The organism is Pseudomonas capeferrum, from assembly GCF_013523055.1.
GTDB classification, from domain to species: domain Bacteria; phylum Pseudomonadota; class Gammaproteobacteria; order Pseudomonadales; family Pseudomonadaceae; genus Aquipseudomonas; species Aquipseudomonas capeferrum_A.
Genome location: NZ_JAAMQM010000001.1, coordinates 301,463 through 326,507 on the forward strand (window position 1 = coordinate 301,463; position 25,045 = coordinate 326,507).

44 protein-coding genes, 1 tRNA gene and 1 pseudogene are annotated in these 25,045 nt (G+C 58.8%); 33 read left to right on the forward strand and 13 right to left on the reverse strand.

Going from position 1 to position 25,045, the window contains the following annotated elements; translation table 11 throughout:
• The first annotated feature begins 65 nt into the window (after nucleotides 1-65).
• The 6 genes from G7009_RS01555 (at nucleotide 66) to G7009_RS01580 (ending at nucleotide 1,988) form a co-directional block, all read left to right on the forward strand.
• Nucleotides 66-329 carry a hypothetical protein gene (locus G7009_RS01555; protein ID WP_181128208.1) on the forward strand — a complete coding sequence of 88 codons (264 nt, stop codon included), beginning with the start codon at nucleotides 66-68 and terminating at the stop codon, nucleotides 327-329.
• A gap of 64 nt (nucleotides 330-393) precedes the next feature.
• Nucleotides 394-579, forward strand: coding sequence for a carbon storage regulator CsrA (gene csrA / locus G7009_RS01560; RefSeq protein ID WP_181128209.1), 186 nt, complete (start codon nucleotides 394-396; stop codon nucleotides 577-579).
• Between the two features lie 65 nt (nucleotides 580-644).
• Nucleotides 645-1,082, forward strand: a complete 438-nt coding sequence (locus G7009_RS01565) for a tellurite resistance TerB family protein (protein ID WP_181128210.1) — start codon at nucleotides 645-647, stop codon at nucleotides 1,080-1,082.
• The gene (locus G7009_RS01570) at nucleotides 1,082-1,300 is read left to right on the forward strand and encodes a hypothetical protein (RefSeq protein WP_181128393.1); all 219 of its coding nucleotides are present in this window, start codon (nucleotides 1,082-1,084) and stop codon (nucleotides 1,298-1,300) included. Before G7009_RS01565 ends, G7009_RS01570 begins: the two co-directional genes overlap by 1 nt.
• A 47-nt stretch (nucleotides 1,301-1,347) precedes the next feature.
• Entirely contained in the window at nucleotides 1,348-1,539 is a 192-nt protein-coding gene (locus G7009_RS01575; protein WP_181128211.1) for a hypothetical protein, read from the forward strand.
• 59 nt (nucleotides 1,540-1,598) lie between these two features.
• Nucleotides 1,599-1,988 carry a hypothetical protein gene (locus G7009_RS01580; RefSeq protein WP_181128212.1) on the forward strand — a complete coding sequence of 130 codons (390 nt, stop codon included), beginning with the start codon at nucleotides 1,599-1,601 and terminating at the stop codon, nucleotides 1,986-1,988.
• On the opposite strand, the gene G7009_RS01585 is transcribed toward G7009_RS01580, so the two are convergent.
• Entirely contained in the window at nucleotides 1,975-2,196 is a 222-nt protein-coding gene (locus tag G7009_RS01585; RefSeq protein ID WP_181128213.1) for an ECs_2282 family putative zinc-binding protein, read from the reverse strand. The two genes, G7009_RS01580 and G7009_RS01585, sit on opposite strands and share 14 nt — an antisense overlap.
• Before the next feature lie 265 nt (nucleotides 2,197-2,461).
• On the opposite strand from G7009_RS01585, the gene G7009_RS01590 reads away from it, so the two are divergent.
• The 10 genes and pseudogenes from G7009_RS01590 to G7009_RS27590 all read left to right on the forward strand — a co-directional run.
• Nucleotides 2,462-2,845 carry a response regulator transcription factor gene (locus G7009_RS01590; RefSeq protein ID WP_181128214.1) on the forward strand — a complete coding sequence of 128 codons (384 nt, stop codon included), beginning with the start codon at nucleotides 2,462-2,464 and terminating at the stop codon, nucleotides 2,843-2,845.
• A 17-nt stretch (nucleotides 2,846-2,862) separates the two neighbouring features.
• Nucleotides 2,863-3,132 carry a hypothetical protein gene (locus G7009_RS01595; protein ID WP_181128215.1) on the forward strand — a complete coding sequence of 90 codons (270 nt, stop codon included), beginning with the start codon at nucleotides 2,863-2,865 and terminating at the stop codon, nucleotides 3,130-3,132.
• Nucleotides 3,129-3,644 carry a hypothetical protein gene (locus tag G7009_RS01600; protein WP_181128216.1) on the forward strand — a complete coding sequence of 172 codons (516 nt, stop codon included), beginning with the start codon at nucleotides 3,129-3,131 and terminating at the stop codon, nucleotides 3,642-3,644. The genes G7009_RS01595 and G7009_RS01600 overlap by 4 nt, the downstream gene beginning before the upstream one ends.
• Nucleotides 3,645-3,732: 88 nt before the next feature.
• Entirely contained in the window at nucleotides 3,733-4,080 is a 348-nt protein-coding gene (locus tag G7009_RS01605) for a hypothetical protein (protein WP_181128217.1), read from the forward strand.
• Between the two features lie 17 nt (nucleotides 4,081-4,097).
• Nucleotides 4,098-4,913, forward strand: coding sequence for a DUF2303 family protein (locus G7009_RS01610; RefSeq protein ID WP_181128218.1), 816 nt, complete (start codon nucleotides 4,098-4,100; stop codon nucleotides 4,911-4,913).
• Nucleotides 4,910-5,524 (forward strand): DUF1566 domain-containing protein, encoded by a 615-nt coding sequence (locus G7009_RS01615; protein WP_308813296.1) that lies wholly within the window; start codon nucleotides 4,910-4,912, stop codon nucleotides 5,522-5,524. Before G7009_RS01610 ends, G7009_RS01615 begins: the two co-directional genes overlap by 4 nt.
• Before the next feature lie 65 nt (nucleotides 5,525-5,589).
• Nucleotides 5,590-6,201, forward strand: coding sequence for a DUF1566 domain-containing protein (locus G7009_RS01620; protein ID WP_181128219.1), 612 nt, complete (start codon nucleotides 5,590-5,592; stop codon nucleotides 6,199-6,201).
• 54 nt (nucleotides 6,202-6,255) lie between these two features.
• The gene (locus tag G7009_RS01625; protein WP_258197833.1) at nucleotides 6,256-6,501 is read left to right on the forward strand and encodes a hypothetical protein; all 246 of its coding nucleotides are present in this window, start codon (nucleotides 6,256-6,258) and stop codon (nucleotides 6,499-6,501) included.
• A complete protein-coding gene (locus G7009_RS01630) occupies nucleotides 6,468-6,908 on the forward strand; it encodes a hypothetical protein (RefSeq protein ID WP_181128220.1) in 441 nt (146 codons plus the stop codon). Before G7009_RS01625 ends, G7009_RS01630 begins: the two co-directional genes overlap by 34 nt.
• A pseudogene (locus G7009_RS27590) lies at nucleotides 6,907-7,041 on the forward strand (reverse transcriptase); the annotation flags it as partial. The gene G7009_RS01630 and the pseudogene G7009_RS27590, both read left to right, overlap by 2 nt.
• A 125-nt stretch (nucleotides 7,042-7,166) precedes the next feature.
• On the opposite strand, the gene G7009_RS01635 reads toward G7009_RS27590, so the two are convergent.
• On the reverse strand, nucleotides 7,167-7,664 hold the full coding sequence (locus G7009_RS01635) for a hypothetical protein (RefSeq protein ID WP_181128221.1): 498 nt from the start codon (nucleotides 7,662-7,664) through the stop codon (nucleotides 7,167-7,169).
• A 113-nt stretch (nucleotides 7,665-7,777) separates the two neighbouring features.
• Here G7009_RS01635 and G7009_RS01640 point away from each other — a divergent pair, with 113 nt between their 5' ends.
• The 14 genes from G7009_RS01640 to G7009_RS01705 all read left to right on the forward strand — a co-directional run bounded on the left by G7009_RS01640 (nucleotide 7,778) and on the right by G7009_RS01705 (nucleotide 14,835).
• Nucleotides 7,778-8,518: a class I SAM-dependent methyltransferase gene (locus G7009_RS01640; RefSeq protein ID WP_181128222.1), complete on the forward strand. Its 741-nt coding sequence runs from the start codon at nucleotides 7,778-7,780 to the stop codon at nucleotides 8,516-8,518.
• A gap of 620 nt (nucleotides 8,519-9,138) precedes the next feature.
• Nucleotides 9,139-9,363, forward strand: a complete 225-nt coding sequence (locus tag G7009_RS27595; protein WP_258197834.1) for a hypothetical protein — start codon at nucleotides 9,139-9,141, stop codon at nucleotides 9,361-9,363.
• Nucleotides 9,364-9,401: 38 nt separating this feature from the next.
• Nucleotides 9,402-9,602 (forward strand): hypothetical protein, encoded by a 201-nt coding sequence (locus tag G7009_RS01650; RefSeq protein WP_181128223.1) that lies wholly within the window; start codon nucleotides 9,402-9,404, stop codon nucleotides 9,600-9,602.
• Nucleotides 9,599-9,802, forward strand: coding sequence for a hypothetical protein (locus G7009_RS01655; RefSeq protein WP_181128224.1), 204 nt, complete (start codon nucleotides 9,599-9,601; stop codon nucleotides 9,800-9,802). Before G7009_RS01650 ends, G7009_RS01655 begins: the two co-directional genes overlap by 4 nt.
• Nucleotides 9,799-10,104, forward strand: a complete 306-nt coding sequence (locus tag G7009_RS01660) for a hypothetical protein (protein WP_181128225.1) — start codon at nucleotides 9,799-9,801, stop codon at nucleotides 10,102-10,104. Before G7009_RS01655 ends, G7009_RS01660 begins: the two co-directional genes overlap by 4 nt.
• On the forward strand, nucleotides 10,094-10,552 hold the full coding sequence (locus G7009_RS01665; protein WP_181128226.1) for an HNH endonuclease: 459 nt from the start codon (nucleotides 10,094-10,096) through the stop codon (nucleotides 10,550-10,552). The genes G7009_RS01660 and G7009_RS01665 overlap by 11 nt, the downstream gene beginning before the upstream one ends.
• Nucleotides 10,545-11,153, forward strand: coding sequence for a hypothetical protein (locus G7009_RS01670; RefSeq protein WP_181128227.1), 609 nt, complete (start codon nucleotides 10,545-10,547; stop codon nucleotides 11,151-11,153). Before G7009_RS01665 ends, G7009_RS01670 begins: the two co-directional genes overlap by 8 nt.
• A gap of 132 nt (nucleotides 11,154-11,285) precedes the next feature.
• Nucleotides 11,286-11,810: an HNH endonuclease gene (locus tag G7009_RS01675; protein ID WP_181128228.1), complete on the forward strand. Its 525-nt coding sequence runs from the start codon at nucleotides 11,286-11,288 to the stop codon at nucleotides 11,808-11,810.
• Nucleotides 11,807-12,082, forward strand: coding sequence for a hypothetical protein (locus G7009_RS01680; protein WP_181128229.1), 276 nt, complete (start codon nucleotides 11,807-11,809; stop codon nucleotides 12,080-12,082). Before G7009_RS01675 ends, G7009_RS01680 begins: the two co-directional genes overlap by 4 nt.
• The gene (locus tag G7009_RS01685; RefSeq protein ID WP_181128230.1) at nucleotides 12,079-12,327 is read left to right on the forward strand and encodes a hypothetical protein; all 249 of its coding nucleotides are present in this window, start codon (nucleotides 12,079-12,081) and stop codon (nucleotides 12,325-12,327) included. The genes G7009_RS01680 and G7009_RS01685 overlap by 4 nt, the downstream gene beginning before the upstream one ends.
• A 55-nt stretch (nucleotides 12,328-12,382) precedes the next feature.
• Nucleotides 12,383-12,757 carry a hypothetical protein gene (locus tag G7009_RS01690; protein WP_181128231.1) on the forward strand — a complete coding sequence of 125 codons (375 nt, stop codon included), beginning with the start codon at nucleotides 12,383-12,385 and terminating at the stop codon, nucleotides 12,755-12,757.
• Between the two features lie 225 nt (nucleotides 12,758-12,982).
• Nucleotides 12,983-13,480, forward strand: a complete 498-nt coding sequence (locus G7009_RS01695; protein ID WP_181128232.1) for a hypothetical protein — start codon at nucleotides 12,983-12,985, stop codon at nucleotides 13,478-13,480.
• 36 nt (nucleotides 13,481-13,516) lie between these two features.
• Nucleotides 13,517-13,729 (forward strand): hypothetical protein, encoded by a 213-nt coding sequence (locus G7009_RS01700; RefSeq protein ID WP_181128233.1) that lies wholly within the window; start codon nucleotides 13,517-13,519, stop codon nucleotides 13,727-13,729.
• The gene (locus G7009_RS01705) at nucleotides 13,729-14,835 is read left to right on the forward strand and encodes a phage integrase Arm DNA-binding domain-containing protein (protein WP_181128234.1); all 1,107 of its coding nucleotides are present in this window, start codon (nucleotides 13,729-13,731) and stop codon (nucleotides 14,833-14,835) included. The genes G7009_RS01700 and G7009_RS01705 overlap by 1 nt, the downstream gene beginning before the upstream one ends.
• Nucleotides 14,836-14,925: 90 nt before the next feature.
• Here the strand turns inward: G7009_RS01705 and G7009_RS01710 are convergent.
• From G7009_RS01710 to thrS, 9 genes are all read right to left on the reverse strand, one after another.
• Nucleotides 14,926-15,002, reverse strand: a tRNA-Pro gene (locus G7009_RS01710).
• Between the two features lie 105 nt (nucleotides 15,003-15,107).
• Complete coding sequence (locus tag G7009_RS01715; RefSeq protein WP_181128235.1) at nucleotides 15,108-15,467, reverse strand: MerR family transcriptional regulator; 360 nt, start codon at nucleotides 15,465-15,467, stop codon at nucleotides 15,108-15,110.
• Nucleotides 15,448-15,750, reverse strand: a complete 303-nt coding sequence (ihfA, locus tag G7009_RS01720) for an integration host factor subunit alpha (RefSeq protein ID WP_009394049.1) — start codon at nucleotides 15,748-15,750, stop codon at nucleotides 15,448-15,450. The genes G7009_RS01715 and ihfA overlap by 20 nt, the downstream gene beginning before the upstream one ends.
• A gap of 3 nt (nucleotides 15,751-15,753) precedes the next feature.
• Complete coding sequence (gene pheT, locus G7009_RS01725) at nucleotides 15,754-18,132, reverse strand: phenylalanine--tRNA ligase subunit beta (RefSeq protein ID WP_181128236.1); 2,379 nt, start codon at nucleotides 18,130-18,132, stop codon at nucleotides 15,754-15,756.
• Between the two features lie 33 nt (nucleotides 18,133-18,165).
• Nucleotides 18,166-19,182 carry a phenylalanine--tRNA ligase subunit alpha gene (gene pheS / locus G7009_RS01730; protein ID WP_181128237.1) on the reverse strand — a complete coding sequence of 339 codons (1,017 nt, stop codon included), beginning with the start codon at nucleotides 19,180-19,182 and terminating at the stop codon, nucleotides 18,166-18,168.
• A 107-nt stretch (nucleotides 19,183-19,289) separates the two neighbouring features.
• Complete coding sequence (gene rplT, locus G7009_RS01735) at nucleotides 19,290-19,646, reverse strand: 50S ribosomal protein L20 (RefSeq protein WP_095159233.1); 357 nt, start codon at nucleotides 19,644-19,646, stop codon at nucleotides 19,290-19,292.
• A 28-nt stretch (nucleotides 19,647-19,674) separates the two neighbouring features.
• Nucleotides 19,675-19,869 (reverse strand): 50S ribosomal protein L35, encoded by a 195-nt coding sequence (rpmI, locus tag G7009_RS01740; protein WP_008100408.1) that lies wholly within the window; start codon nucleotides 19,867-19,869, stop codon nucleotides 19,675-19,677.
• Between the two features lie 59 nt (nucleotides 19,870-19,928).
• Nucleotides 19,929-20,480: a translation initiation factor IF-3 gene (infC, locus tag G7009_RS01745; protein ID WP_181128383.1), complete on the reverse strand. Its 552-nt coding sequence runs from the start codon at nucleotides 20,478-20,480 to the stop codon at nucleotides 19,929-19,931.
• Nucleotides 20,480-22,402 (reverse strand): threonine--tRNA ligase, encoded by a 1,923-nt coding sequence (gene thrS / locus G7009_RS01750; RefSeq protein ID WP_181128238.1) that lies wholly within the window; start codon nucleotides 22,400-22,402, stop codon nucleotides 20,480-20,482. The genes infC and thrS overlap by 1 nt, the downstream gene beginning before the upstream one ends.
• Before the next feature lie 336 nt (nucleotides 22,403-22,738).
• On the opposite strand from thrS, the gene G7009_RS01755 reads away from it, so the two are divergent.
• On the forward strand, nucleotides 22,739-23,041 hold the full coding sequence (locus tag G7009_RS01755; protein ID WP_181128239.1) for a hypothetical protein: 303 nt from the start codon (nucleotides 22,739-22,741) through the stop codon (nucleotides 23,039-23,041).
• A 166-nt stretch (nucleotides 23,042-23,207) separates the two neighbouring features.
• Entirely contained in the window at nucleotides 23,208-23,420 is a 213-nt protein-coding gene (locus G7009_RS01760) for a cold-shock protein (RefSeq protein WP_012273095.1), read from the forward strand.
• A 184-nt stretch (nucleotides 23,421-23,604) separates the two neighbouring features.
• On the opposite strand, the gene G7009_RS01765 is transcribed toward G7009_RS01760, so the two are convergent.
• Nucleotides 23,605-23,928: an I78 family peptidase inhibitor gene (locus G7009_RS01765; protein ID WP_181128240.1), complete on the reverse strand. Its 324-nt coding sequence runs from the start codon at nucleotides 23,926-23,928 to the stop codon at nucleotides 23,605-23,607.
• Between the two features lie 289 nt (nucleotides 23,929-24,217).
• Here G7009_RS01765 and G7009_RS01770 point away from each other — a divergent pair, with 289 nt between their 5' ends.
• Complete coding sequence (locus G7009_RS01770) at nucleotides 24,218-24,430, forward strand: hypothetical protein (protein WP_181128241.1); 213 nt, start codon at nucleotides 24,218-24,220, stop codon at nucleotides 24,428-24,430.
• Nucleotides 24,431-24,527: 97 nt separating this feature from the next.
• On the opposite strand, the gene G7009_RS01775 is transcribed toward G7009_RS01770, so the two are convergent.
• Nucleotides 24,528-24,677 carry a hypothetical protein gene (locus G7009_RS01775; protein ID WP_181128242.1) on the reverse strand — a complete coding sequence of 50 codons (150 nt, stop codon included), beginning with the start codon at nucleotides 24,675-24,677 and terminating at the stop codon, nucleotides 24,528-24,530.
• Between the last annotated feature and the right edge of the window lie 368 nt (nucleotides 24,678-25,045).

Here is a 25,045-nt window from a genome sequence, read left to right on the forward strand (position 1 = left end):
TAGACCAGATATTCACTGAAGCACCTGGGAGACCGGGTGCTTTGGGAATCCATAGGAGCGACACCATGCGAATCAATGTTTACAGCCAAGAGCTGACCACTGAGGTGGTCGAGATCCAGAAGAGATCGAACACCGGCCTGACCTACAGCGCAGTGCAGCTGATCCTGCACAGCAGCGACAGGCTGCACCACCCGCCTGAAGACGACGACCGCAGCGCGGTTACCTTCTGGCTTCCCAAGTCGCAGGAACGGCGCGGCCAACTCGCTGCGACCTTCGAGCGGATGGCTGATCTGGTGATGAGGGCGCCATCAGAAACCGGATTGGACTGATACAGATATCACCGATTGACCTGCCACCGCGGGCCAGACGGGAAACCAACCAAGGAGCAGGACCATGCTGATACTCACCCGCAAGGTAGGCGAAACGATCGTGATCAACGATGAAATCCGGGTAACCGTCCTGGGCATCAAGGGAGGCCAGATTCGTCTTGGCGTCGAGGCGCCATCGAACGTGGCGGTGCACCGCGAAGAGATCCACCAGCGGATCAAGGCCGAGGCAGCTGCCACCGAGGCTGCTTGAACCGATTTCCTCGATGCCCTTCCCCCGAGGGGCATCCGGGAAATCAACCCACCGGAGCAACACCCATGTTTGGAAAGATATTCGGCAAGAAAGGTCGTGAAGCCCGCGCTGCAATGCAGGTGGTGCAAAACCGCGACCTGATGCAGGCGATCGTCTACGGCGCCTTCTACGTTGCCGCAGCTGATGGCGACATCAGTGAAGATGAGTTGAAGAAAACCGAGAAGCTCATCGCCAACACCCCGCAATTGAAAGGCTTCGGTCCTGAGCTATCCAACACCATGGATCGCGCCGAGAAAGACTTCCATGACGGAGGCCATCGCATCCTGCGCATGAATGCCGAGAAGGAGCTAAAGGACCTGGCGCACTCGCCGGAAGAAGCCGCAACCGTCATCAACGTCATGCTGACCATCGCCGAAGCGTCGGGAGACATCGACGACAAGGAAATGGCTGTGCTGGAGAAGGCGGCCAAGCTGATGGGCTTGAGTCTCAAGGACTACCTGTAATGCGAGCGTCAGCCAAGAAAGCAACCATGGCCGGCATGTTCGCAATCGCCCTGGTTGCTGCCCTGCTCTGGCTGATCCTTCGCGCAGTCGACTGGGGCTTGTGCTCCTGGTATGGCACGCAGACCGAGCGGGAGACGCGCTTTGCGGCCTTCGTAGGTTGCATGGTCAAGACCAGCTCCGGATGGGTACCACGATCTGAGCTGCGTACCCAGCAGTAGAGGATAGCCCTGGCAACGGGGCCATCCAGAAATCAATAGGAGGCAGGATGGTCACCCCCGCAACCAAGACCGTCTGCCTGACGGTACGCGAAGCCGGTACCAAAATCATGGAGCTCCAAAGGAGCCCGCTTCTCGATGGCTTGCTCTACGCGGCTCACGTGCTGTCAGGCGCTGAGCGCCTGGAGCTGATCGCGCAACTTCAAGCAGTGCACGACGAGCTAGAGGCGCGTTTTCGATAGCCGCTTTCGCTGATGGGCTTTCAGCGATGGCCAAATGGGAAATCAATCGGAGATCAATAATGACTCAACTAAATCAACTATTTGAGCGCCTATCTTCAGCCTTAAAAATCCAGGCGCAAGCGGCGATGCGAATAGGGGAGCTGAAGGCGCAAACCCTCGAGGCGGAGGATGTGCTGTACTCGGCGCAAAGCGCTGTTCGAGACGCCGAGCACGCCATACGGCTTGAAGCTGCTCAAGGATGTTTCGGCGACCTTCCTGTCAACAAACTTGAAAAATCCGAGAAAGAAGTAGGTGGCAGCGATGGGCTGACAGTAAAGGTAGAGATGCCTGAAGCAGACGATGAAGAAATTCAGGCCCTGGTGAGCGGTATTGTAACCGCTGCGTGCGATGCCATTGTAAAGCGCCTCCAGCTCTGCGCCGAAGACGCTGTTAAGCCTACCGGCGCTTGAAGCCAAGTTTAGAGAGGCTTTTTGATAGCTCCTCTTTCATCTTTCTGGCCTGTTCTGCTGCGGCCTCCCGAAGTCCCTGTTGAATATCCTGCTTGCTTCCAAGCAAGGCGCTGCAGTCTGAGCACCGAACCATCTGGTCCGACTCTCCCTCCTCCGGAATAACAAGCTTGTCGCTTCCGCACGCCTTACAGGTTGCTTTGATATCCATGCTGATTTCCTTGCTGAGTGTGTGGAAGCCTCAGCATATCGGGAACGCGTCACCTGCGTAGTGGTGAGAAGTCGGGGCTTACCGGCGCGCAGGCGAATCCGGGACCTGCCCGGTCAGTCCAGATGCTTCCCGGGCAGCGCCGGGCGCCTGCACCCATCTACCCCCTCAACTACGACTGCATCGGCAGGCGCCGGGCTGGCTTTTCACGCCCAGCTTGGTCACTGGTGTCCGGCGCCTGACCAATGCAGTCAACCGAGACAACATCATGGAAACGATCACCAGCGGGGCATGGATTGGCCATCTAGGCCGAGGTCTTGCGCCTCGAGAACTGCAATGTGTGCTCAACGTTGCTCAAGGCTTCACCAGCAAGGAAATCGCCAGGCTGCTCGGCATCACAGAGGGCACAGTCGAAAAGCGCGTTGCCGCGGCGATGTTCAAGCTTGAGGCCTCCCGCCGTGCCTCCTTAGTTGCTGAAGCCTTGAAGCGGCAGATCATCAATCCGCTGTGCATCGCCCTGGCGGGCCTCATAGCCATGCATTCGGCAATCGATATCAACGACCCGATGCGTCGCGATCGCCGCTCCCCTGAGCGCCGCTACGCCCAAACCCAAGTCGTTCGCAAGGCCGAGGCCTTCGAGCTCCACGCCTGACCCCTGAGGAAACCACCATGCACCCAGCCATGCAGCAGCGCGTGGACGGCCTGGCCGTCCTGCGCGAACGAACCATCCTGGCCACCGCCGACTTCTACGCGAAGATCGGCCGTCCGGCGCCCGCCCCTGGCCCCCGCTTCCAGGCGGTAACCAAAGGCAGGATGTGGCACATCATCGACAGGACCACCGGCAAGACCTGCGGTTTTTGCGGCAGCTACGTCGCAGCTCAGCATTTTGTCCAGGCAATGGAGGCGGCTGCCGGGCGCAAGCTGATCGGGCGGCAATGATCGGCGAAAACATTCCAGATCAACATGAGCAGGCGCGACGTGACCTGGGCGCAAGTGTGGCTCGGTTCCTGGCCGAGGGCGGGCAGATCCAGCAGTGCACCGGCGCCGGGTCCGTACCGCGCGAGCCGAACCTCCGCTCATATCCAGCACCACAGCCGCAAGCGGCACAGATCGACAGGAAGCTGCTCGATCAGGCGCGCCAGGCTGCCAAGACCATGACCCTGAGCGAAGCCTGCGCGCAGCTGGGCGTCAGCCGGACGACGCTGCATCACCTCAGCAAGCAGCATGGGTTCCTGTTCAGGGTGAACACCAAGCAGAAGGCTGAACGCGACATCAAACGCCAGGCCAGGACAAAGGCCCGCGCCGAACTCGTCGACAAGATCCGCACCTACGCCCACACCAGTCTCAGTCGAGACGCCGTCGCCAAGCTGCTCGGCATCAGCCATCAGCAGCTGAGCAAGCTGGCGAAGCAACACGACATCGATTTTCCCAAGTGGCGCAGGCCCGCATGAAACGAACGTTCAACCGCGCGCGCCACGGTCGGCGCCAGCAGCACATCAATCTGCCGCCCAGCGGCATCGTTCCCCAGGAGACGCAGCAATGCCAACCCCAACCGATACCACCGAGTTCCTGCAGGAGTTCAATGGCGGCGCATTCGCCAGCCAGATCGGCCATGCCCTCTCGGAAGTAGCCGCGGGCGTCGTCGACCACGGCAAGGCCGGCAAGCTCACCATCACCCTGGACTTCAGCCAGATCGGCGACTCCCACCAGGTGAAGATCAAGCACAAGCTCGATTACAAGGTGCCGACCAAGCGCGGTACCCGCAGCGAGAACACCAGCCTCGACACGCCGATGTACGTCGGTACCGGCGGCAATATCTCCCTCTTCCCCGAAAAGCATGACCAGCTCTTCACCCGCGACCAAGCCCCAATCCACCCACGCTCCTAACCCGCAAGGAATCTCGCATGTCCCTCAGCAAAGAAGCTCTTCAGCACATCGGCGACCAGGCCCTGGCGGCCGCTGCCAAACCCCTCGAAACCGACGCCCCGACAGTCATCGTTCCGGAAGGCGCCAAGATCGTGGACCTGGAGCGGTTCCAACTCGGGCGCAGCCGCTTCCGTGGCACCTACTCCACGCATTCGCTGGCCGACTTCGGCGCCTATGTGGTCGAGCGCTCGGCGCCATACGCTCGAGGCTTCATCGACCAGGACGCCATGAGCTGCATCGTGCTGTTCAACATCGGCACGCCAGCTGAGCCAGGTCACGCCGATGATCGCGCCGTGCTGCGCCTGAAAGCCTCGGCAGCCTTCGCCGCAGTGCAAGCCGTGTGCGGCCAGAGCCTGGCCCAGAAGGCGATGAGCGACTGGATCGAGGACTGGAACCAGCACCTGACCGCGACCGACGAGAACGGCGCCAGCATGTCGATCGCCAAGGCCATCGCTGCGGTACGCACCATCACCGTTAAGGCTTCGTCCGAAAGCGACCACGCTGTAGGCGAGACCCGCGCCAGCCGTAGCACCATGGACGCGATCGAGGCCAGCAGCAAGGAGACCTTGCCAGCCTGGCTGGACTTCAAGGTCATCCCCTTCGAGGGCCTGAGCGAGCAGGTAATCCGCCTGCGCATGTCGGTCATCACCAGCGGCGCACAACCGGTGCTCAAGCTGCGCTGGCTCGGTGAAGAGGCGCAGCGCGAGGCCATCGCCCAAGAGTTTAAATCGGTCCTTGAATCCAAAGTGGCCGACGCTGCCAAGCTGGCACTGGGCACCTTCGACGCCAAATGATCCACTGGGGAACCACCATGCAGACACCTAGCATCAGCATCAAGAACCTCACCCTGAATATCCATGCAGCGCCGAAGGCCACAATTCCTGGCCTCGCAATGCTCGGTGCCGCGATCGCCGCAGGAGGGGTCACAACAGCCGAAGCGCCAACCAACACCCCAGAAGTGGGCCAGGTCTGGCCCGGTGAAGGCGGCATAAATGGCGGGCTGGTTCCGGCGCGCGGCGATGTACCAGAGCACTACCTGATCATCGCGTCCAAGGACATCGGTGACCATGCATGGGGTGGTCGAGGCAGCGAGTCGGAAGCCACCAGCAAGACCGATGGGCGACACAACACGCTGAAGCTGATCAAGGGCGAACACCCAGCAGCCAAGTCCGCTTATGAGTTCTCTGCCGACGGGCATGACGACTTCTATCTGCCGGCCGCCGCTGAGCTTTATCACTGCTGGGTGAACTGCTCCGAGGTGTTCGCGCAGGATTGCTACTACTGGTCATCTTCGCAGCGCTCCGCCAGCTACGCATTCACCATGCTCTTCGATGATGGCTATCAGTACAGCTGCGGCAAGGGCTACGAGCTCCGCGTCCGCCCCGTCCGCAGGTTGTTCATTTAATCCTTCATTCATCCATTCCAGGGCGCCCAGGCGCCTTTTTTGTTGCCTTCAGAAAGGAGCAGCACATGAGCGCAGTAGAGAAATCGGTACCCGTTGCACTTCCCGAGATAGGTCAGCCCTTCGGTGGCGGCTTCTTCTCCGGCGTCACCGTCGAGCACGGCCAGCGCTACGCCAACATCACCTCAGGCGGCGAGCATGAGCTGGTCGGCGAATGGGGTGAGTACGGCGTGAAGATTGACGGCGCCGACAGCTTCACCGACAGCCGCGCCAACACGGAAGCGATGGCCGCATCCGGTAGCGAGCTCGCACAGAAGGTCCTGACCCTGGATATCGGCGGCTTCACAGACTGGGCCATCCCGGCGCGCGACGTGCAGGAGCTGCAGTACCGGCACTTCAAGCCGACCAGCCGCGAGAACTATGCATGGAACCGTGACGGCGATAACCCCAACAGCCTGCCGGCGGGCTTGCTGTACACCGAAGAGTCGCCAGCCAGGACGCAGGTAGCGGGCTTCGCTGAAGGCGAGCCAGAGGCCTTCCAGCCGCGCTACTACTGGTCATCTTCGCAGCGCTCCGCCAGCTACGCATTCAACATGGTCTTCGTTGCTGGCACTCAGGGCTACGGCGGCAAGGACAACGAGCTCCGCGTCCGCCCCGTCCGCAGGTCGCTTATTGATTAATTCACTTATTCAATCCGGCCGCTTGCGGCCGGTTGCTCCAGGAGGATCGCCGCAATGGCAATGCACATGGACCTGCAAATCTACAAAGCTTCGCTCGGCTTGCTGCAGATGGCCACAAACCTCACCCGCAATATCCCGCGAGACTTGAAGCAGTCCCTCGGTAAGCGGGTGATCGATGAATGCATCGACGTGCTGATGCTCATCGCCCGGGCCAATTCCACACAGGACAAAGCGACCACACCTGACTTACTAGAAAGGAAAGCATCATGCGCACCAAGCACGGCGGTTGCGGGACTCTGACCTACTTGCGCTGGAAGTCGATGATGCAGCGCTGCAATACGCCGACCTGCGGCAACTACAAGTATTACGGCGCGCGCGGGGTGAAGGTCTGCGGCCGTTGGCACGACTTCGCCAACTTCCGTGAAGACATGGGCGAATGCCCTGATCGGTCCATGACGCTGGATAGAATCGAGAACCACAAGGGATACGAGCCCGGGAACTGCAGGTGGGTCACTCAGGCAGCTCAGAACAAGAACCGCACCCACTGCGTGCTGCTGGAGCATAACGGCGCCACTAAAAACGTGGTCGACTGGGCTGCCGAAATCGGGATTACCGCCAATGCTCTGAGTATGCGTCTGCGGCTCGGCTGGAGTGTCGAAAAGGCACTGACCACACCGCTTAAAGCCAGTCCGAAGCCAAAGAAGTAGACGTAACAGCTATTTCGGACTGTTCACCCAAGCCAGCCACAGCCAGAAAGACCGCGCTGCGTTAGCCAACTTGGTGCTGCGCCGCAGCTCTGTCGTCAACGGCGACCTGACCAAGACGTACCAGAAGCGATGAGCCCCATCAAATGCGAAGCTCCGCACGAAGGATGGCGCCACGCAGGTGCGAGGTATGACGAAGCATGGCGCTAGCCTTCGATCGGAAGAGCATGCTGATGATTCAGCAGGATCCGGGGGATGAGATCATAAATCCGTCATTCCAAGGTCTTGCCTGACCTTTTTTCTAAGCAGTTCTGCCTTGACTGGATCAGGCTCAACAAATGACCAAATTTCGTTCATATTGCTGAACAGTCGCTTCATACCAGGACTGTTCTTAGCGACATCCAAATTATTTTCCCCCATTAGGTGCTTGATCAACAGCAGGATTTCTCCAGACGTTATGTATGAATTCTCGACAGTAACTGCAGAGACTCTGCGTAGTTGATCGCGGATTTTTTCAACTTCCTCCCTAGCAAGCATGGCGGCTGTCGCATCCCGCTTTATCGAGGCCTTCCAGATGGTGATCTCGGTAATGTCATGGCCAAATATCATCGCGGCAGACACGACTAACCAAAGCGCGCCAACCGACAGGAAGACCGGCAGACCAATTGCGCCGGAGAAGACGGCAACCGGCAAGCCCATAACGGTCACCGCAAGAAGGGCAAACCCGCATCGTCCTGACAACCCAATCGGTTTACCCATAGCTTACCCCTGTTGTGCCCCGCCCCATGCCGGTCACCCGTAATACCCCATCTCAAACCAAATTGCCACCATGCCGCGACCCTGGCAGGGCCTCGCGCATCCAGGAGAAACACATGAAGGTTGACACCGAAGTCATGGCGGCGCTCAGCGCTTCCCGCACCGATGGCAACAAGCTATTCATCACCAGCGGCCAGCTGGATCGAAACTTGTATGCCCGCCTGGACAAGGTCCTGAAGGCGGCCGGAGGCAAATGGAATACCAAGGCTAAAGCGCATCTGTTTGCTGATGACGCCGCCGATGCGATCGAAAACATCATCCTCACCGGCGAGATCGCGGTACCGAAGGACCTTGGCTTCTTCCCAACGCCTGGCCCTGTGGTTGATCGGCTACTGGAGCTCGCGCAGCTGGGCAAGGGAATGTCTGCCCTAGAGCCTTCTGCGGGCCGAGGCGCCATTGCCAGAGCCCTGGCCATCGCCGGCCTTGAGGTAGATTGCGTCGAGCTTCTGCCGTACAACGCTAACCACCTGGAGCAATTGCCCTTCCGCTCTGTACGGTGCGCCGACTTCCTCAGCATTGAGCCAGAACCGATCTATGACCGCGTCGTGATGAACCCGCCGTTCGACAAGAAGCGCAGCGATATTCACCACGTGCTGCACGCTCTAAAGTTCCTCCGGCCGCGGGGGCTTCTGGTGGCGATCATGCCTACGGGTGTTATCTTCCGAGAGGACGCCCTATCCCGGGACTTCAGGGGCATCGTATCAGCGCGCAGCGGCAACATCGTCAACCTGCCTGACGCGTCCTTCAAGACCTCCGGCACCATGGTCAACACCTGCGTCGCGATCATTTCGGCTTGAGCATCAGCTAGTTAGAAAACGTAATCGGCGACGAAAAAAAAAGACTGAAAAATCAGTCTTTTTTCAAATTGGTGCGGGTCTTGGGCAAATCAGATTTCCCCGGGCGGCCTATTGGTAGCTCGCCACAAACTAAAGCTCGAATGCCTGGCCAGTCCTTTCAGACCCCGCAGTAACCGCCTCGCACCAGTTCAGCATTGTCATAATCGTCATAGCAACCCCCAGGTCAAATACAGCAATGAATGGAGCGATTGGAAGGTACAGCGTTACCAGATCGGCTAGGACGGCCAGGACTTCGGTTAGCTTTAGGTTGCAGTTCACTATGAACCCAACGCTGTAGGCATGCGACACAAGCCGCAAGCCAATATCCCATCCTACTCAACGACTAAATCTTCTTCAACCCAATTGCCACCATGCCGCATCCGGCTACGGAGGGCGGCGCCTGCAATGGAGATTGCCATGAGCACGTTCGCCGTCTTCGGCATGACCGCCGATGTCGCCCTGGCCGAGGCCAGAAAGCGCACCAAGACCACCAAGCCAAACCCCAAGCCGGGCTGCCCCCCCCCCTGGAGCTAACGCCCACCGAGTGGAATGAAGCTGTCGAACAGCATGCCGCCAAGATCATGAGCAGTGACAAGGTGAAGCAGCTGAGTCATTTCTTCGACGCACCTCAGTACGCGCAGCAGTTCATCGATCTCGCCCGGAAAGCTGGCAACTGTCGCGACCTGCGGATCCGGGCGAAGTGCGTGGTCACCGATGCCAAGGGCAAGCCGGTACTCAATCCGAAAACGAAGATGCCAAAGATCGGCTGGACCGAGTACCGGCCCGATGACGCGAAGGCCGCCTAACCACGAAGGACCCGGTCACCGGGTCGAGAGGTATCCCTATGTGCCAGATCCTCTACCGCGAAGGCCGTCAATGGGCCCTCGACTCAATCAGAGCGCTGCGCGAACTGTCCGGAAAGGGCGATCGCTACCGCCAGCTCGTCAACTACCTGGAGCGCGGGACGGTTGGCCGGCCTGCAGCCTTCTGCAACGGGGTAAACGATGTCATTGCCGAGGTGAAGCGCCTCGGGGAGGCAGCATGAATATCCAGCACCGAACCGTCGATGTGCCGCACCTCAACATCGCCCAGAGCATCCGCCGGTCAAGCGACCCCTACCGGGCGTCAATTGCTTGCTTCACAAGCCGCGACGTGAGCGATACCCGCAAGACCTTCTACTTCGAAGATGGGAGCCGCCTGGCCTTCCAGATCACTTACACAGCTGTGGAGGATGGAACCGAATGAGCAACAACGAAATGATCAGCGTGCCGCGTGAGCTCACGCCCGAGATGCGCGAAGCATTCCACGAGGCGCACGATCGATACGAAGAAGGCATAGGCGAAAGTCCCGACAGCCAGTGGCGTGCGATGCTGCGAGCTGCACCCAAGTCGACCGAGCAGCCTCAGGGCGATCCGGTGGCACTTCCTGAGCGCAAAGACCCCACCCAGTACTGGGTTGAGCCTGGCGGGGTTCATAAGGCGGAAGGCTGGAACGCCTGCCTTGACGAAATTGCCAAGCTTAACGAAGGGGAATCGCATGGCGAATAAATGCATTCAATTCCTCATGGGTGCTCCAGAAACAGATGACTGCGTGCTATGGCCTTTCGCCCTATCTGGGTATCGATATGGACAGATGTACTTCCAGGGGAAGCAGGCTCGCGCCCATCGAGTTCAGTTCTACCTGAATAATGGGTTCTACCCAGAGAACGTTATGCACCAGTGTGACAATACGAAGTGCGTGAACCCTAAGCACCTGAAAGCTGGAACCCGAGCACAGAACGCATGCGACATGGCTGTAAAGGGGCGCGTTCACGGCCAGAAGGTAGCCCTCACCGACGAACAGGTCGCTGAGATTCGCGCATCCTACAGGTATCGAGTAGTTGGATGCCGTCAACTCGGAAAGAAATACGGCGTGAGCGATGAAACAATCAGGGACATCGTGACTGGCAAAAACAGAAAGGCAAAGGCCCCAGACTGGAGTGAAGCCAATGTGTGATCAAAAATGCACCCACGCCGATCCTGGCGAGGTTGAGCGCATCGAAAACGAGCGTGCCGAGCAGTGGCGGTTGAGGCGTGACGCAGAGGCTGACCGCGACACGAAGGCCGCAGTTGTCGCTGAGCTGACCGCTCAGATGGCCGAGGCTGAGCGGCTGCACAATAGGCACGTCAAGTCGCTGGAAGCACTGAACCAGCAAACTGAAAAGCAGCGTGACCACTGGATCGCTGAATGCAGGACCCTGCGAGCCCAGCTGGCCGAGCGCGATGTGCTGCTGCGTGAAACCGACGAGCTCATGTACATCATGACCGGGCACGACAGTCATGCTCGGCTCGTCCATCGGTACGGAGAAAAGTGGTGGGATGCCATCGACAAACTTCGTGGGAAGGCCAATGGCGTTCTATCCGCCAGCGCAGAGCCGAGCGCGCCGGTTGAGCAGGATGAGCGCGCTGACTTCGAAAGGACGTTCAAGAAGCGTTACCCGAATGCCGTGCATACGTTCGAACTTGAGCGCGGACCTAAAGGGCAGTACCTGGTGCAGCCTGCAAAGACCGAGTGGGATGGTTGGCAGGCCCGCGCCGCCCTGGCCCGCAATCCATGATCTGCACCTGCCCATCCGGCGACGGCTCCCTGCGCTGGCCCTGCCCGGTGCATCCGCCTAAGCGCTGAATCTGCTGTAACCCCTCTCCCCTCTATTCACTGCCGCGATATGGCGGCAAGGAGTCGTGCGCACATGGATTCCAAAGACCTAACCCAGGCACTCCTCAAGAAAGTCGTAACGTACGACCCTGAAACCGGATTTTTCCACCTGATCAAGTACCGTGGTCGAAGGTCCTGCTCTTTCACTCCAGACGGCTACGTTAGGGTCTCAGTGTACCGCCAGAAACGGCTTGCCCACCGGCTGGCGTTTCTCTACATGACTGGTAGCTGGCCACCGATCGGCATCCACGTTGACCACATCAACGGAAATCCAGGTGACAACCGATGGGAAAACCTCAGGCTCCTCACTCCAAAGGAAAACCAGGCCTGCAAGAGACCGCCCAGTGTTGAGCGAGTCGGCCGAGGCGTAAGCGGTGTCAGCGGGGTGTACTGGGATGGCCGGAAGAACCGCTGGTACGTCCAGGTCCGGCGCCAGAACAAAATCCACTACGGCGGTTACCACGAACACATTGAAGAGGCCCAGGCAGATGCCCTGGCAATCAAAGAACGCCTGAAGGCAGAGCTTACACCCATCTCTGTCGGAGGAATTACCGCATGACCCGCCTCGCCCTCTGCCTCCTGCTGCTGGCCACCGGCGCCAATGCTAGTGCTGAACAGCTGAGTAAATACATACAGGTGACTCGCGACGATAAGCGGGGAGTCACCTGCTACACGATCAACACCGGATACGTTGGCGGAATCAGCTGCATCCCCGACAGCCAACTCCAGGCCGGCAACGAGCGCCAGCTCTCTCCGCACGAACAGCAAGACAACCAACCTACACCCGCACTGGCGCCTGGGCGCTGGATTGATGAGAGGTATGAGCTGTGACGAAAGCATTGGAATATGGGAAAGACCTGTGGCTGCTGCTGTCCCCGACCTTCGACGAGGCTACAAGGCTTGATAGGTTCGGCGGTTATCGTGAAAAGGGCCAAGTATACGCTGGCTTCATTGCTGCAGCTGCCGGGACGATGTGCGCCGATATCGGCACCGAAGCAACACGCGCAGTACTTGAGGCCACAGCTCAGGGGCTTCCAGAGATTGATCGAGGCACACTGAGGGCGGTGAAGCCATGACCGACCTGATTGAAGTGAAGACAGATACCGTCCATGTGCCGAAGGAGCTGATGCCATGAGCAGGCTCGCTGTTCACATGTATGAGTGGGACGGCGGCACCGAGGCCGATCAGGATCCGCCAGAGGATGTGCATTGCGGTACCGATGGCGTGATGGACGACGATCAGCTCACCAACGACTGGCGCTACGTTACCTGCAAGCGCTGCCTCAAGATCCGCGAAAAAGAACTGGCCCGGCGGGCGGCCGAGGAGCGCGACCAGAAGGTGGCTCTGTTCGATGAGGCCCAGGCAATCACCATCAAGCTTGGCCACCCCAATATCTCGACCGCCATCAAGACATTGATCCGGGAGCGTGACCAGCTCAAGGCCGAGAACAATCGGCTGCGCGAAGATCGCGACGGCCTGTTGGAAGCCGGAGGGCACCTCCTATGATCGCCCTCGCCTACATGGCCTATCTGATCTACAGGGGGCCGCGATGAAGACCGCCCGAACCGCTCTGCTCGTCGGCTTCTGCGCCGGCTTCGGATTCATGGTGTCTCAAGATTTCTGGTGGCTCATTACTGGCTGGCTGAGCATCTGCCGCGGCTAGCACACGCCTCTCCCTCTATCGCTTCACTACAACTCAAGCCCGCCGACATGCGCGGGTGAGGATGACCTATGTCTGCAATAAACCGGTTCCACGATGTCGCCAACGACGCGCTGGTGAAGATCAGCAGTCATCTCAAGCCGGAAGCCAAGCTTGCCCTGGTGATTTACATCCCCGGCGAGCCAGAGCAAGACATTGTCCTGAAAGAGGGCAGCACCAGCGTCGACGAGATTGTGAGCACGTTGCGCCGACGCGCCGGCCTTAGTATCGACGGCAACAACATTTACAAGGACCTGATCTGCGATGCCGCCGTGGGCGCCATGGTGTGCGGCAAGCAGGACGGCAACCCACCACCAGTTGGGCACTGGGGGCAGCGCTTCTGGGATATCGGCCGGGCCGAGGGTGAGCTCCAAGATGAGCTGATCCACGCGCTGCGCCTGGCGCGTAAAGAGCTGGACGCCTGCCAGCGTGTCATCCACTACGCCGGCGGCTTCGATCCTGCCTACGTCAACGATGCCCAGGCCGCCCTCAAGGTCGCCGATACGGCACTCGATAAGGTTCCCGCCTAACACCAAGCTGCCGCCGCCGGCGGCGTGGAGATCATCATGAAGAAAGAACTGATCAAGATCAGCGAGTTCCAGCGTCGAAAGTGGGGAGAGAATGGTACGCCGTTGTGCTCCCAGGCAATCCGCAACTACCTGCGAGACCGCAAACTGCCAGGCGAGCGCATCGGCAATATCTGGTACGTTGACTGGGCCGCCTACCAACGGACCACCGGGAACGCACTGGTCGACATGGTGCTGAAAGGAGCTGCGTGATGGTTCCTCGACCAAGGAACAAAGCCAACAAAGGCTTGCCCATAAATCTGTACTTCGATGCGCGCCGGGGCACCTACCGCTACCGGCGCCCCACGGACGGAAAGTGGTTTCAGTTTGGTGCCGATCGAGGCAAAGCGATCGACGCTGCATGCCAGCTGAATACCACCTTCCTCCGGGGCGGCGACCTGGTAGCCATAGTCCTCGGGGAGACGTCTGTTACCGTTTCCGAATTCCTCGATACCTATGAGAAAGACGTGCTCCCACCGCGGGAGTTGGCCAAGGCTACGCTCGATCTCTACGCGGTCAGGTTCAAGCAGGTCAGAGCCGTTCTCGGTGACCGCCCGCTTGACCAGGTGACGATCAGGATGGTTGCAGAGTTTCTGGAGCCGCTCACCGCCCGCGCCAGCAACCAGGCCCGGGCGATCCTGATCGATGTGTTCAACCACGCGGCGGCCAAAGGCCTGTGCCCAGACAACCCTGCCGCCAGCACCATCCCCAAGATCGAGAAGAAGCAGCGCAAGCGCCACACCGTGGAAGGGCTCAAGGCTATTCGGGAAAAGTCACCGCGCTGGCTGCAAAACGCGATCGATCTCGCGTTGATCACTGCGCAGCGGCGCGGAGACATCCTGGACATGAAGTTTGAGGATGCGCGGGACGGGTTTCTGTACGTGGTGCAGAACAAAACGGAGAAGGCATCGGATGCCGGCTGGCTGAAGATCAAGATTACCGACCAGCTCAATGACGTGCTGGCCCGGTGTCGAGACGACATCCTCTCGCCCTACCTGGTGCACAGGCGGCCGGAGCGGAAGAAGAAACGCAAAGGGAAAGATCACTGGACGAAGGTGGACGAGCGCTTTCTCACGCGTGCCTTCAAAGATGCGAGGGATGCCGCTCGCTGTTACATCGACCTCAAAGAGGAGGAAATGCCAGGGTTTCATGAGGTGCGCGCCCTCTCCCTTCACCTCTACAAACGGGCAGGGAAAGACGGCCAGAAGATTGCCGGACATACCACTGAAGGCATGACCAGAAACTACCAGAAGGGACATGAAGAAGTGATCTGGTCCGAGGTGGAAGCGGACCTAGATATCGGCGATATCGCCGGATAGTTTTGCGCGGGTTTTGCGCATGTTTTGCGCACGCACAAAAAAGCCGGTTTAGATAACCGGCTTAAGTGTCTGATTTTACTCAGGAATATATGGTCGGGACGGAGTGATTCGAACACTCGACCCCTTGCACCCCATGCAAGTGCGCTACCGGGCTGCGCTACGCCCCGACTGGGCTTGAAGCATGTTCCCAATGCTGCCGAGAACGATGAAGAATGTACCCTAACCTTTTGATAGATGGAAGCTTTTTTTCAAAAAAACTTCCATTCGTCGGCTCAGGCTTTCTTCAGCACTACCAGCACATCTTCCAACTCGACAATCATCTGCCGGATCAGTTGCCTGTACTGGGTAGAGTCTTCCTTGGCTTCTTCACTGGACATGCGCAATCGCGCACCACCGATGGTGAAGCCTTGGTCATACAGCAGCGCGCGAATCTGGCGGATCATCAGCACGTCTTGGCGCTGATAATACCGTCGGTTACCGCGACGCTTGACCGGATTGAGCTGGGGGAACTCCTGCTCCCAATAACGGAGCACATGCGGTTTTACGGCACAGAGCTCACTCACTTCACCAATGGTGAAGTAACGTTTGCCGGGTATGGGCGGCAACTCGTCGTTATGGCTTGGTTCCAGCATAGGCCTCAACCCGGGCCTTCAACTTCTGCCCTGGACGAAAGGTGACGACACGGCGTGCAGTGATCGGGATCTCTTCCCCTGTCTTGGGGTTGCGACCCGGTCGCTGGCGTTTGTCCCGCAGGTCGAAATTGCCGAATCCGGACAATTTGACCTGCTCGTTGTCTTCAAGCGCGTGCCGGATCTCTTCAAAGAACAGCTCTACCAGTTCCTTGGCCTCACGCTTGTTCAAGCCTAGCTCTTCATAGAGCCTTTCGGCCATCTCAGCTTTCGTCAGAGCACCCATACGCTATTTCCTTAACGTGGTGTTCAACCTTTGTTCGAGCGAGGTGAGGATAGTCTGCAGGGTGGCGTTCACCTCATCGTCGTTAAGAGTGCGCGATGGATGCTGCCAGGTCAAGCCGACCGCGAGGCTTTTTCTATCCGGATCAATACCTTTACCTGCATAGACATCAAACAGTCTGAGGTCCTTGAGCCATTCACCCGCGTGCTCTCGGATTACCTCGAGCACCGCGCTCGAAGCCACATCACGACCTGCGATCAAGGCCAGGTCACGCCTGGTTTCAGGGAACCTGGACAGTTCGCTGAAGGCCGGCAGACTACCTTCGACGACCTCACCCAGTACCAGCTCAAAGACAAATACTGGACGGTCCAAGTCGAGGGTCTTGGCGAGCTCGGGGTGGAGCGCGCCGAGATAGCCGACTTCGCGTCCGCCACGCTCGATGCGGGCGGTCTGGCCCGGGTGCAGGGCTGGGTGCTTGCCGGCGACGAACTTGAATTCGTCCAACGCGCCAGCGTAGCCAAGCACCGCTTCGACGTCGGCCTTGACGTCGAAGAAGTCGATGCCCTCGCGCCCGTTTGCCCAGCCTTCCGGCAGGCGGCTGCCGCAGACGACGCCGGCAAGCATTGGTTGCTGCTGGAGGTCACCGAGCTTGCCAACGAAGCGTTGGCCGCTTTCGAAGAGGCGTACGCGATCCTGCTGGCGATTGAGGTTGTGCTGCAGTGCCTTGACCAGACCTGGCCACAGGGAGGCGCGCATGGCGGCCATGTCGCTGGAGATCGGATTGGCCAGCAGCAAAGGCTCGACGCCAGGGCTGAACAGCTCGAACAGCTTCGCGTCGATGAAGCTGTAGGTGATAGCTTCCTGGTAACCGCGGGCGACCAGCAGACGACGCAGATTCGGCAGCTCGCCACGGGTTTCGGACTTGGCCTGGGGGGCCAAGCGGGCTTGCGGGTAGCGTACCGGCAGGCGGTTGTAACCGTACAGGCGGGCAAGCTCTTCGATCAGGTCTACTTCGATGCTGATGTCGAAGCGGTGGCTAGGAACTTCTACAGTCCATTGCCCTTCCCCGCTGGCGCTGGTGGTCAGGCCCAAGGCGTTGAGCAATTGCTCGACGACTGTCTTCTCCATGTCCATGCCGAGCATCTGGCTGATGCGTTCGGCGCGCAAGGTAATCGGTGCGACCTCTGGCAAATGCTGCTCGCTGACGGCTTCGATGATCGGCCCGGCTTCACCGCCGACGATATCGAGCATCAGTGCGGTAGCACGCTCCATGGCTTCACGCGCCAGTTGCGAGTCCACGCCGCGCTCGAAGCGGTGCGAAGCATCGGTGTGCAGGCCGTAGGAACGGGCCTTGCCGGCTACGGAAATAGGCTCGAAGAATGCGCTTTCGAGGAAGATGTCGCGAGTCTTGTCGGACACGCCACTGTGCTCGCCACCCATGACGCCAGCGATGGCCAAGGCGCGGGAATGATCGGCGATGACCAGCGTGTCAGCACGCAGGGCCACCTCCTGACCGTCGAGCAGCACCAGCTTTTCGCCTTCTTCTGCCATGCGCACGCGAATGCCGCCGTTGATTTCGGCGAGATCGAAGGCGTGCATCGGTTGGCCGAGCTCGAGCATCACGTAGTTGGTGATATCGACAGCGGCGTCGATGCTGCGTACATCGGCGCGGCGCAGGCGCTCGACCATCCACAGCGGGGATGGCTTGGACAGGTCGACGTTGCGGATGACCCGGCCCAGGTAACGCGGGCAGGCGGCTGGCGCGCTCACATCGACCGGACGGACTTCATCGTGGGCCGCAGCTACGGCCGGCACCTGTGGACGGGTGACCGGTACATCGTAGAGCGCGCCCACCTCTCGGGCCAGACCGGCCAAAGACAGGCAATCGCCACGGTTCGGGGTCAGGTCGACTTCGATACTGGCATCGTCCAGGCTGAGATAGACGCGCACGTCCTCACCGACAGGAGCATCGGAAGCGAGTTCGAGCAGGCCATCGTTCTCTTCGCTGATCTGCAGCTCGGCTGCCGAGCAGAGCATACCGTTAGACTCGACACCGCGCAGCTTGGCCTTCTTGATCTTGAAGTCGCCAGGCAGTTGAGCGCCGATCATGGCAAAGGGGATCTTCAAGCCGGGACGTACGTTGGGGGCACCGCATACGACCTGGAAGGTCTCGCTGCCGTTACTGACCTGGCAGACACGCAACTTGTCGGCGTCCGGGTGCTGCTCGGTGCTCAGCACTTCGCCAACGACGATGCCGCTGAACTCGCCAGCGGCCGGAGTGACGCTGTCGACTTCGAGGCCGGCCATGGACAGACGAGCAACGAGCTCGTCACGGGAGACTTGCGGGTTGACCCAACCACGCAGCCACTGTTCACTGAATTTCATGCTGTTCTCCTGAAAATTGCGTCAAGGTGCGGTCTAGCGGAATTGCGCCAGGAACCGCAGGTCGTTGTCGAAGAACAGACGCAAATCGTTGACGCCATAACGGAGCATGGCCAGGCGCTCGGCGCCCATGCCGAAGGCGAAGCCCTGGAACTCTTCGGGGTCGATACCGGACATGCGCAGCACGTTCGGATGAACCATGCCGCAGCCCATCACTTCGAGCCAGCCGGTCTGCTTGCACACGCGGCAGCCCTTGCCGCTGCACATCACGCACTGAATGTCGACTTCGGCGGACGGCTCGGTGAACGGGAAGAACGAAGGACGGAAACGCACTGCCAACTCTTTCTCGAAGAACACACGGAGGAATTCCTCGATGGTGCCCTTGAGGTCGGCGAAGTTGATATCGCGGTCAACCAGCAGGCCTTCGACCTGATGGAACATCGGTGAATGGGTGATATCCGAGTCGCAGCGGTAGACGCGGCCTGGGCAGACAATGCGAATCGGCGGCTGGCTGGACTCCATGGTCCGCACCTGCACCGGCGAGGTATGGGTGCGCAGCAGCATGTTGGCATTGAAATAGAATGTGTCGTGCATCGCTCGGGCCGGATGGTGGCCAGGGATGTTGAGGGCTTCGAAGTTGTGGTAGTCGTCCTCGACCTCAGGGCCTTCGGCGATGCCGTAGCCGATGTGGGTGAAGAACTGTTCGATGCGCTCAAGGGTACGGGTAATCGGGTGCAGGCCACCGGTGGTCTGGCCACGGCCTGGCAGGGTCACATCAATGCATTCGGCGGCCAGGCGAGCGCTGAGCTCCGCTTCTTCGAAGGCGGCCTTGCGTGCGTTGAGCACCAGGGTGACGCGCTCCTTGGCGTCGTTGATCAGCGCGCCAACCTTTGGCCGCTCTTCGGCCGGCAGGTTGCCCAGGGTCTTCATCACCTGGGTCAGCTCGCCTTTCTTGCCGAGAAATTGAACCCGGATCTGTTCCAGGGCATTGATGTCTTCAGCGCGCTCTACGGCCTCAAGGGCTTGGGAGACCAACGCGTCCAGGTTTTCCATGTACAGACTCCAGATACAAAATAGGGGAAGAGCTTACAGGCTCTTCCCCTATCGATGACGTTTAACACCCGACGCCGCAAACGTCGCCGGGTGATTGTCGCGGGTACTTAAGCCAGGACGGCTTTAGCTTTCTCGACAATCGCAGCAAACGCCGCTTTTTCGTTCACTGCCAGATCGGCCAGAACCTTGCGGTCGATTTCGATCGAAGCCTTTTTCAGGCCAGCGATCAGACGGCTGTAGGACAGACCGTTGATGCGAGCACCGGCGTTGATACGAGCGATCCACAGTGCGCGGAACTGACGCTTCTTCTGACGACGGTCACGGTAGGCGTATTGACCGGCCTTGATGACAGCCTGCTTGGCTACGCGGAATACGCGCGAGCGCGCACCGTAGTAACCTTTAGCCAGTTTCAGAATCTTTTTGTGACGCTTACGGGCGATGACGCCACGCTTTACACGAGCCATGAGTAATTTCCTCTATCTTTGACCAGAATTAACGAACGCGCAGCATGCGCGCGACTTTTGCCACGTCGGACGGGTGCAGCAAGCTGCTACCACGCAATTGACGCTTACGCTTGGTCGACATTTTGGTCAGGATGTGGCTCTTGAAAGCGTGCTTGTGCTTGAAACCGGAAGCTGTTTTCAGGAAACGCTTCGCAGCACCGCTCTTGGTTTTCATTTTTGGCATGTTCGGAACTCCGCATTGGATGGATAAACATAACCGCAAGGCCTGCCGTGCCCTGGTGGTTATTTCTTCTTTTTGGGGGCGATGACCATCATAAGCTGGCGTCCTTCCATCTTCGGATGCTGCTCGACGGTGCCGTATTCGATCAGGTCACCTTCAACCCGCTTCAACAGCTCCATGCCCAGCTCCTGGTGGGCCATCTCACGACCACGGAATCTCAGAGAGATCTTGGCCTTGTCCCCTTCACTTAGGAAACGTACCAGGTTGCGTAGTTTTACCTGGTAATCCCCTTCCTCCGTCCCTGGACGAAACTTGATTTCTTTGATCTGGATCTGCTTCTGATTCTTTTTGGCCTCGTTGGCCTGCTTCTTCTTCTCGAAGAGGTGCTTGCCGTAGTCCATGACTTTACAGACAGGAGGTAGGGCGTCAGCAGAAATCTCTACCAGATCCAGCTTCGCTTCTTCAGCGATTCGAAGCGCTTCATCAATCGAGACGATGCCAACCTGCTCGCCATCAGCGCCAATTAACCGAACCTCGCGTGCCGAGATATTCTCGTTGATCGGGGCCTTCGGTGCAGTTCGTTTATCGTTTCTCATTTCACGCTTAATAGTAATTACTCCGATTCTTGGCGACCACGCCGGGAAACCGCATGAGCGAGGAATTCAGCGAATTGGGCGACGGGCATGGAGCCCAGGTCAGCACCTTCGCGCGTTCGCACAGCGACGGTTTGCGTTTCGACTTCACGATCCCCTATAACCAAAAGGTACGGGACCTTGAGCAAAGTATGCTCGCGGATTTTAAAGCCGATCTTCTCATTTCTCAAGTCGGTCTTGGCACGGAATCCGCTGGAAGTGAGAGTTTTTTCCACTTCCTGAGCAAAATCAGCCTGTTTGTCGGTGATATTCATGATCACCGCCTGGGTCGGCGCCAGCCAGGCCGGGAAAACACCGGCGTAGTGCTCGATCAGCATGCCGATGAAACGCTCGAACGATCCAAGGATGGCACGATGCAGCATCACTGGGCGCTTGCGGGCGTTATCTTCGGCGATGTAGCTCGCGTCGAGGCGCTCGGGCAGGTTTGGATCGTATTGCAGGGTACCACACTGCCAGCTGCGACCGAGGCAGTCACGCAAGGTGAACTCGATCTTCGGACCGTAGAACGCCCCCTCGCCCGGCTGGTATTCCCACTCCAGGCCAGATTCGTTCAAGGCATCGGCGAGCGCGCCCTCGGCACGATCCCATAGCTCTTCGGAGCCTACGCGCTTTGCCGGACGGGTCGAGAGCTTCATGGCGATGTCGCTGAAGCCGAAGTCCTTATAGACATCAAGGGTCAGCTTGATGAAATCGGCGGCCTCTTTCTTTACCTGATCTTCGGTGCAGAAGATGTGCGCATCGTCCTGTACGAAACCGCGCACACGCATGATGCCGTGCAGGGCGCCGGACGGCTCGTTGCGGTGGCAGGCACCGAATTCGGCCAGGCGCAGCGGCAGGTCGCGATATGACTTCAGCCCTTGGTTGAATACTTGCACGTGACAAGGGCAGTTCATCGGCTTGACCGCATAATCGCGGCTTTCCGACGAGGTGGTGAACATGTTTTCGGCGTAGTTGGACCAGTGACCCGAGCGCTCCCACAGGATCCGGTCGACGACCTGCGGGGTCTTGATCTCGAGGTAGCCATTCACGCGCTGCACAGTGCGCATGTACTGCTCGAGCACCTGGTAGACCGTCCAACCGTTAGGATGCCAGAAGACCATGCCTGGCGCTTCTTCCTGCAGGTGGAACAGGTCGAGCTGCTTGCCGATCTTGCGGTGATCGCGCTTTTCGGCTTCCTCGATACGCTGGATATAGGCGGCCAGCTGCTTCTTGTCAGCCCAGGCGGTGCCGTAGACACGCTGCAATTGCTCGTTCTTGGCATCGCCGCGCCAGTAGGCGCCGGACAGCTTGGTCAGCTTGAATGCCTTGAGGAAGCGCGTGTTCGGCACGTGCGGACCACGGCACATGTCGACGTACTCTTCGTGATAGTACAAGCCCATGGCCGTCTCATCAGGCATGTCCTCGACCAGACGCAGCTTGTAGTCTTCGCCACGCTCCCGGAACACGCCGATGACCTCGGCGCGCGGCGTCACTTTCTTGATGACGTCGTAATCCTTCTCGATCAGCTGCTGCATGCGCTGCTCGATCGCGGAGAGGTCCTCGGGAGTAAAAGGACGCTCATAGGCGATGTCGTAATAGAAGCCTTCATCGATCACCGGGCCGATGACCATCTTGGCGGTCGGATAGAGCTGCTTGACCGCGTGGCCGATCAGGTGGGCGCACGAGTGACGGATAATCTCCAGCCCCTCTTCATCCTTGGGTGTGATGATCTGCAGGGTGGCATCGTTCTCGATCAGGTCGCACGCGTCGACCAGCTTGCCATCGACCTTGCCGGCCAGGGTGGCCTTGGCGAGACCCGCGCCGATGGATGCGGCGACTTCGGCAACGGTGACGGCCTTGTCGAACGAGCGTTGACTGCCATCGGGAAGAGTAATGATGGGCATGGCGCCTCCTCTCCTAGTGGTGACCCCTACCAAAGGTCACGTGGGTTGGGATGAGCCAGTACAAGATCCGCCGTGTCTTTCCGTTGGGAAAGCCTGCCTCACAGTGGCAGAAGCCTTTCGGCTTACCAGGGACGAACCAGAGTGACTGGAAGAAAGAAAATGGGTGCAAGCGACCAACGGTCAATTGCAAGCCGGGCATGCTAGCACGCCGCTTTCGACGGCAGGCAGAAATATTTGGAAAATGCGGACAGAGGATGAACTTGTCAGGGAGATTTCCCCTCAGAGTTTTTGAAGCATCCTACTCTTTACGAGCCCTAACCCAAGGAGTGTGTGGTTATGCGACTTCAGTCTCTTCTCGCCCTGAGCGCTGTTGGTGCCCTGATGCTGCCGATGGTGGCGAACGCTGGCCCGTGGCCAGAAGGCAAGAAAGGCACCTACATGCAGCAATGCCAGCAGGTGGCCACTGGCCAGGGCCTCAGCGCCAGTGAGGCAAAATCGCACTGCGAATGTGGCGCCAAGGCCATCGAAAAGAATTTTAGTACCCAGGAGATACAAGAACTCGACAGCAAGGATGGCGTTGACGCTAAACTGATGCAACGCGCGCAGGCCGCGGTACAAGAGGCCTGCAAGCCGAAATAGCACCCTTGCGGAGGGGGCTGATCAGCCTTAATTTGCGCTGAATCAGTATTCTGTGAATGTAATTGGCGCTTGCTGCGCAAAATTAGACTATGATGTTGCTTGTGCACCCTGTGGCCTCGGCAACATCGCACCTTTGAAAAAACATCATGTTTCTGGAGATTCACCCATGTCCAATCGCCAAACCGGCACCGTCAAGTGGTTCAACGATGAAAAAGGCTTCGGCTTCATCACTCCTCAAGGCGGCGGCGACGACCTGTTCGTTCACTTCAAGGCCATCGAATCCGACGGCTTCAAAAGCCTGAAAGAAGGCCAGACCGTTTCCTTCGTTGCCGAGCGCGGCCAGAAGGGCATGCAGGCTGCACAGGTTCGTCCGGAGTAATTCGGGCGTAGCTACAAAAAAACCCGCCTTCGTGGCGGGTTTTTTTGTGGGCTGAACAAATGCGCTGTCTCGAACAGGTCGTCTGACAGCCACTGGTGGCGCCCTCATCAAGCGAAAGCGCTATCGAGAAGTAGCGCCCTCCTCTATCAATCTCGACGAAGCCACACCAGACGCAGAAAGACGCTCAACCGCAGTTGACGCGCGTCACCACACCTTTTTCATCGACGTTCAAGTTCAGCCGCTCGGAGCGGTATTCCAAGGTCATGACATCATGAGGCTTGAGAATACGCGCGACCTGGGAGCCACTGGCCTTGCGCGCCTGCTCGAGCAATTCGGCACTGGCCACTTTTCCCAGGGTGAAATCGGCGCCACTGGATTCGCAGCGGCCATCACTGGCGTCCGGGGCCGCCGGAGCGTTGTCGCTATCGCTCGACTTGCCGCCAGTGCTGCAACCTGCCAGGACTGCAGCTACCAGCAAGGTTGCCAGAGAAGCACGGGTACGGAACATGAATCCTCCTATCGATCACGGGAACTGCCTCATGCGACAGTTGCACCAACAGTTCGTTGCAAAACCGATCAAGTCTGCCTGAATCCCAGCGCAGAGGGAAAAGCCAATCGTGACCGGATTTTGCATTCGCGCGATTGGTTTGTATGTCAGGATTTCTTATGCCTAACTCGCAGGGTCACTTACGTAAAGTCATGATTTACTGTAATAAGTGGATCACGAGACGTCCGCCCTTCGAATACCAAGGCCAAGCGTCCGCATTTTCCGTACCGGCCTGCAGCGAGAATCATCCATGAGCACCCACAGCATCGACGCCGACATCAAGGTCAAATGGGCTGAAGGTCAGAGCGCCTATAGTCCAGGAACTCCAGAAGAACTATTGCTGATTGCCGTCGACCTCCTGGTTCGCGACCGCGGCAGGGACGCGGCACGTAATTTCGTCCAGCAGGTTCTGGAGCGTTATGCCCCGCATGCGTCTCTTGCAGGGGCGACAGCCGCCCGCTGAGCAGATCGGAGCATCGGGCGCGATTGAGACGAATGCCCATCGCTGATCCTGCATTCCATGCAGAGCCCTGCAGAGCTTTACCGCGCCTGAAACGTTCTCAGCGATACTCACTGAACAGGCCGGGACGCGGGTCAGTTAACCCGCGCAGGATGATCTTCGGCGCGATGACGTTGTTCGGGATGTGTACCCAGTGGTGAAGCGGTACGCGACAGTGGCAGCTCGGCGTCAATTGTTCCGGCTCGCGCATCGACTGACCGACCGTGGGCAATGGCGGAGGACTGTGATTCTTATCGGATCGCAAACCTTTACTGCTGGCTACCATGGAAACGGGACTGGACGTCGTCAAAGCCGAGCCTTTAAGAACTATCCGACAGCATGCGTCGGAATGATCTGAAAAACTTCACGGCATTCCGAACATTTTTTCTGGTCTTGTTCGACATCCCGAATGCAACCAAGCCTGTAGCCATCCGCCTCGATAGGATACGCCCCGCGTTTGCGGGATACTCGCAATTGACGACAAATAGGAAAATGCTGGTACGAAAACTGCCTGCTCATCAGGCGATATAGCGAATCTCACCAGGAAGAGAAAAGAATAATGATCAAAACCACTCTGAA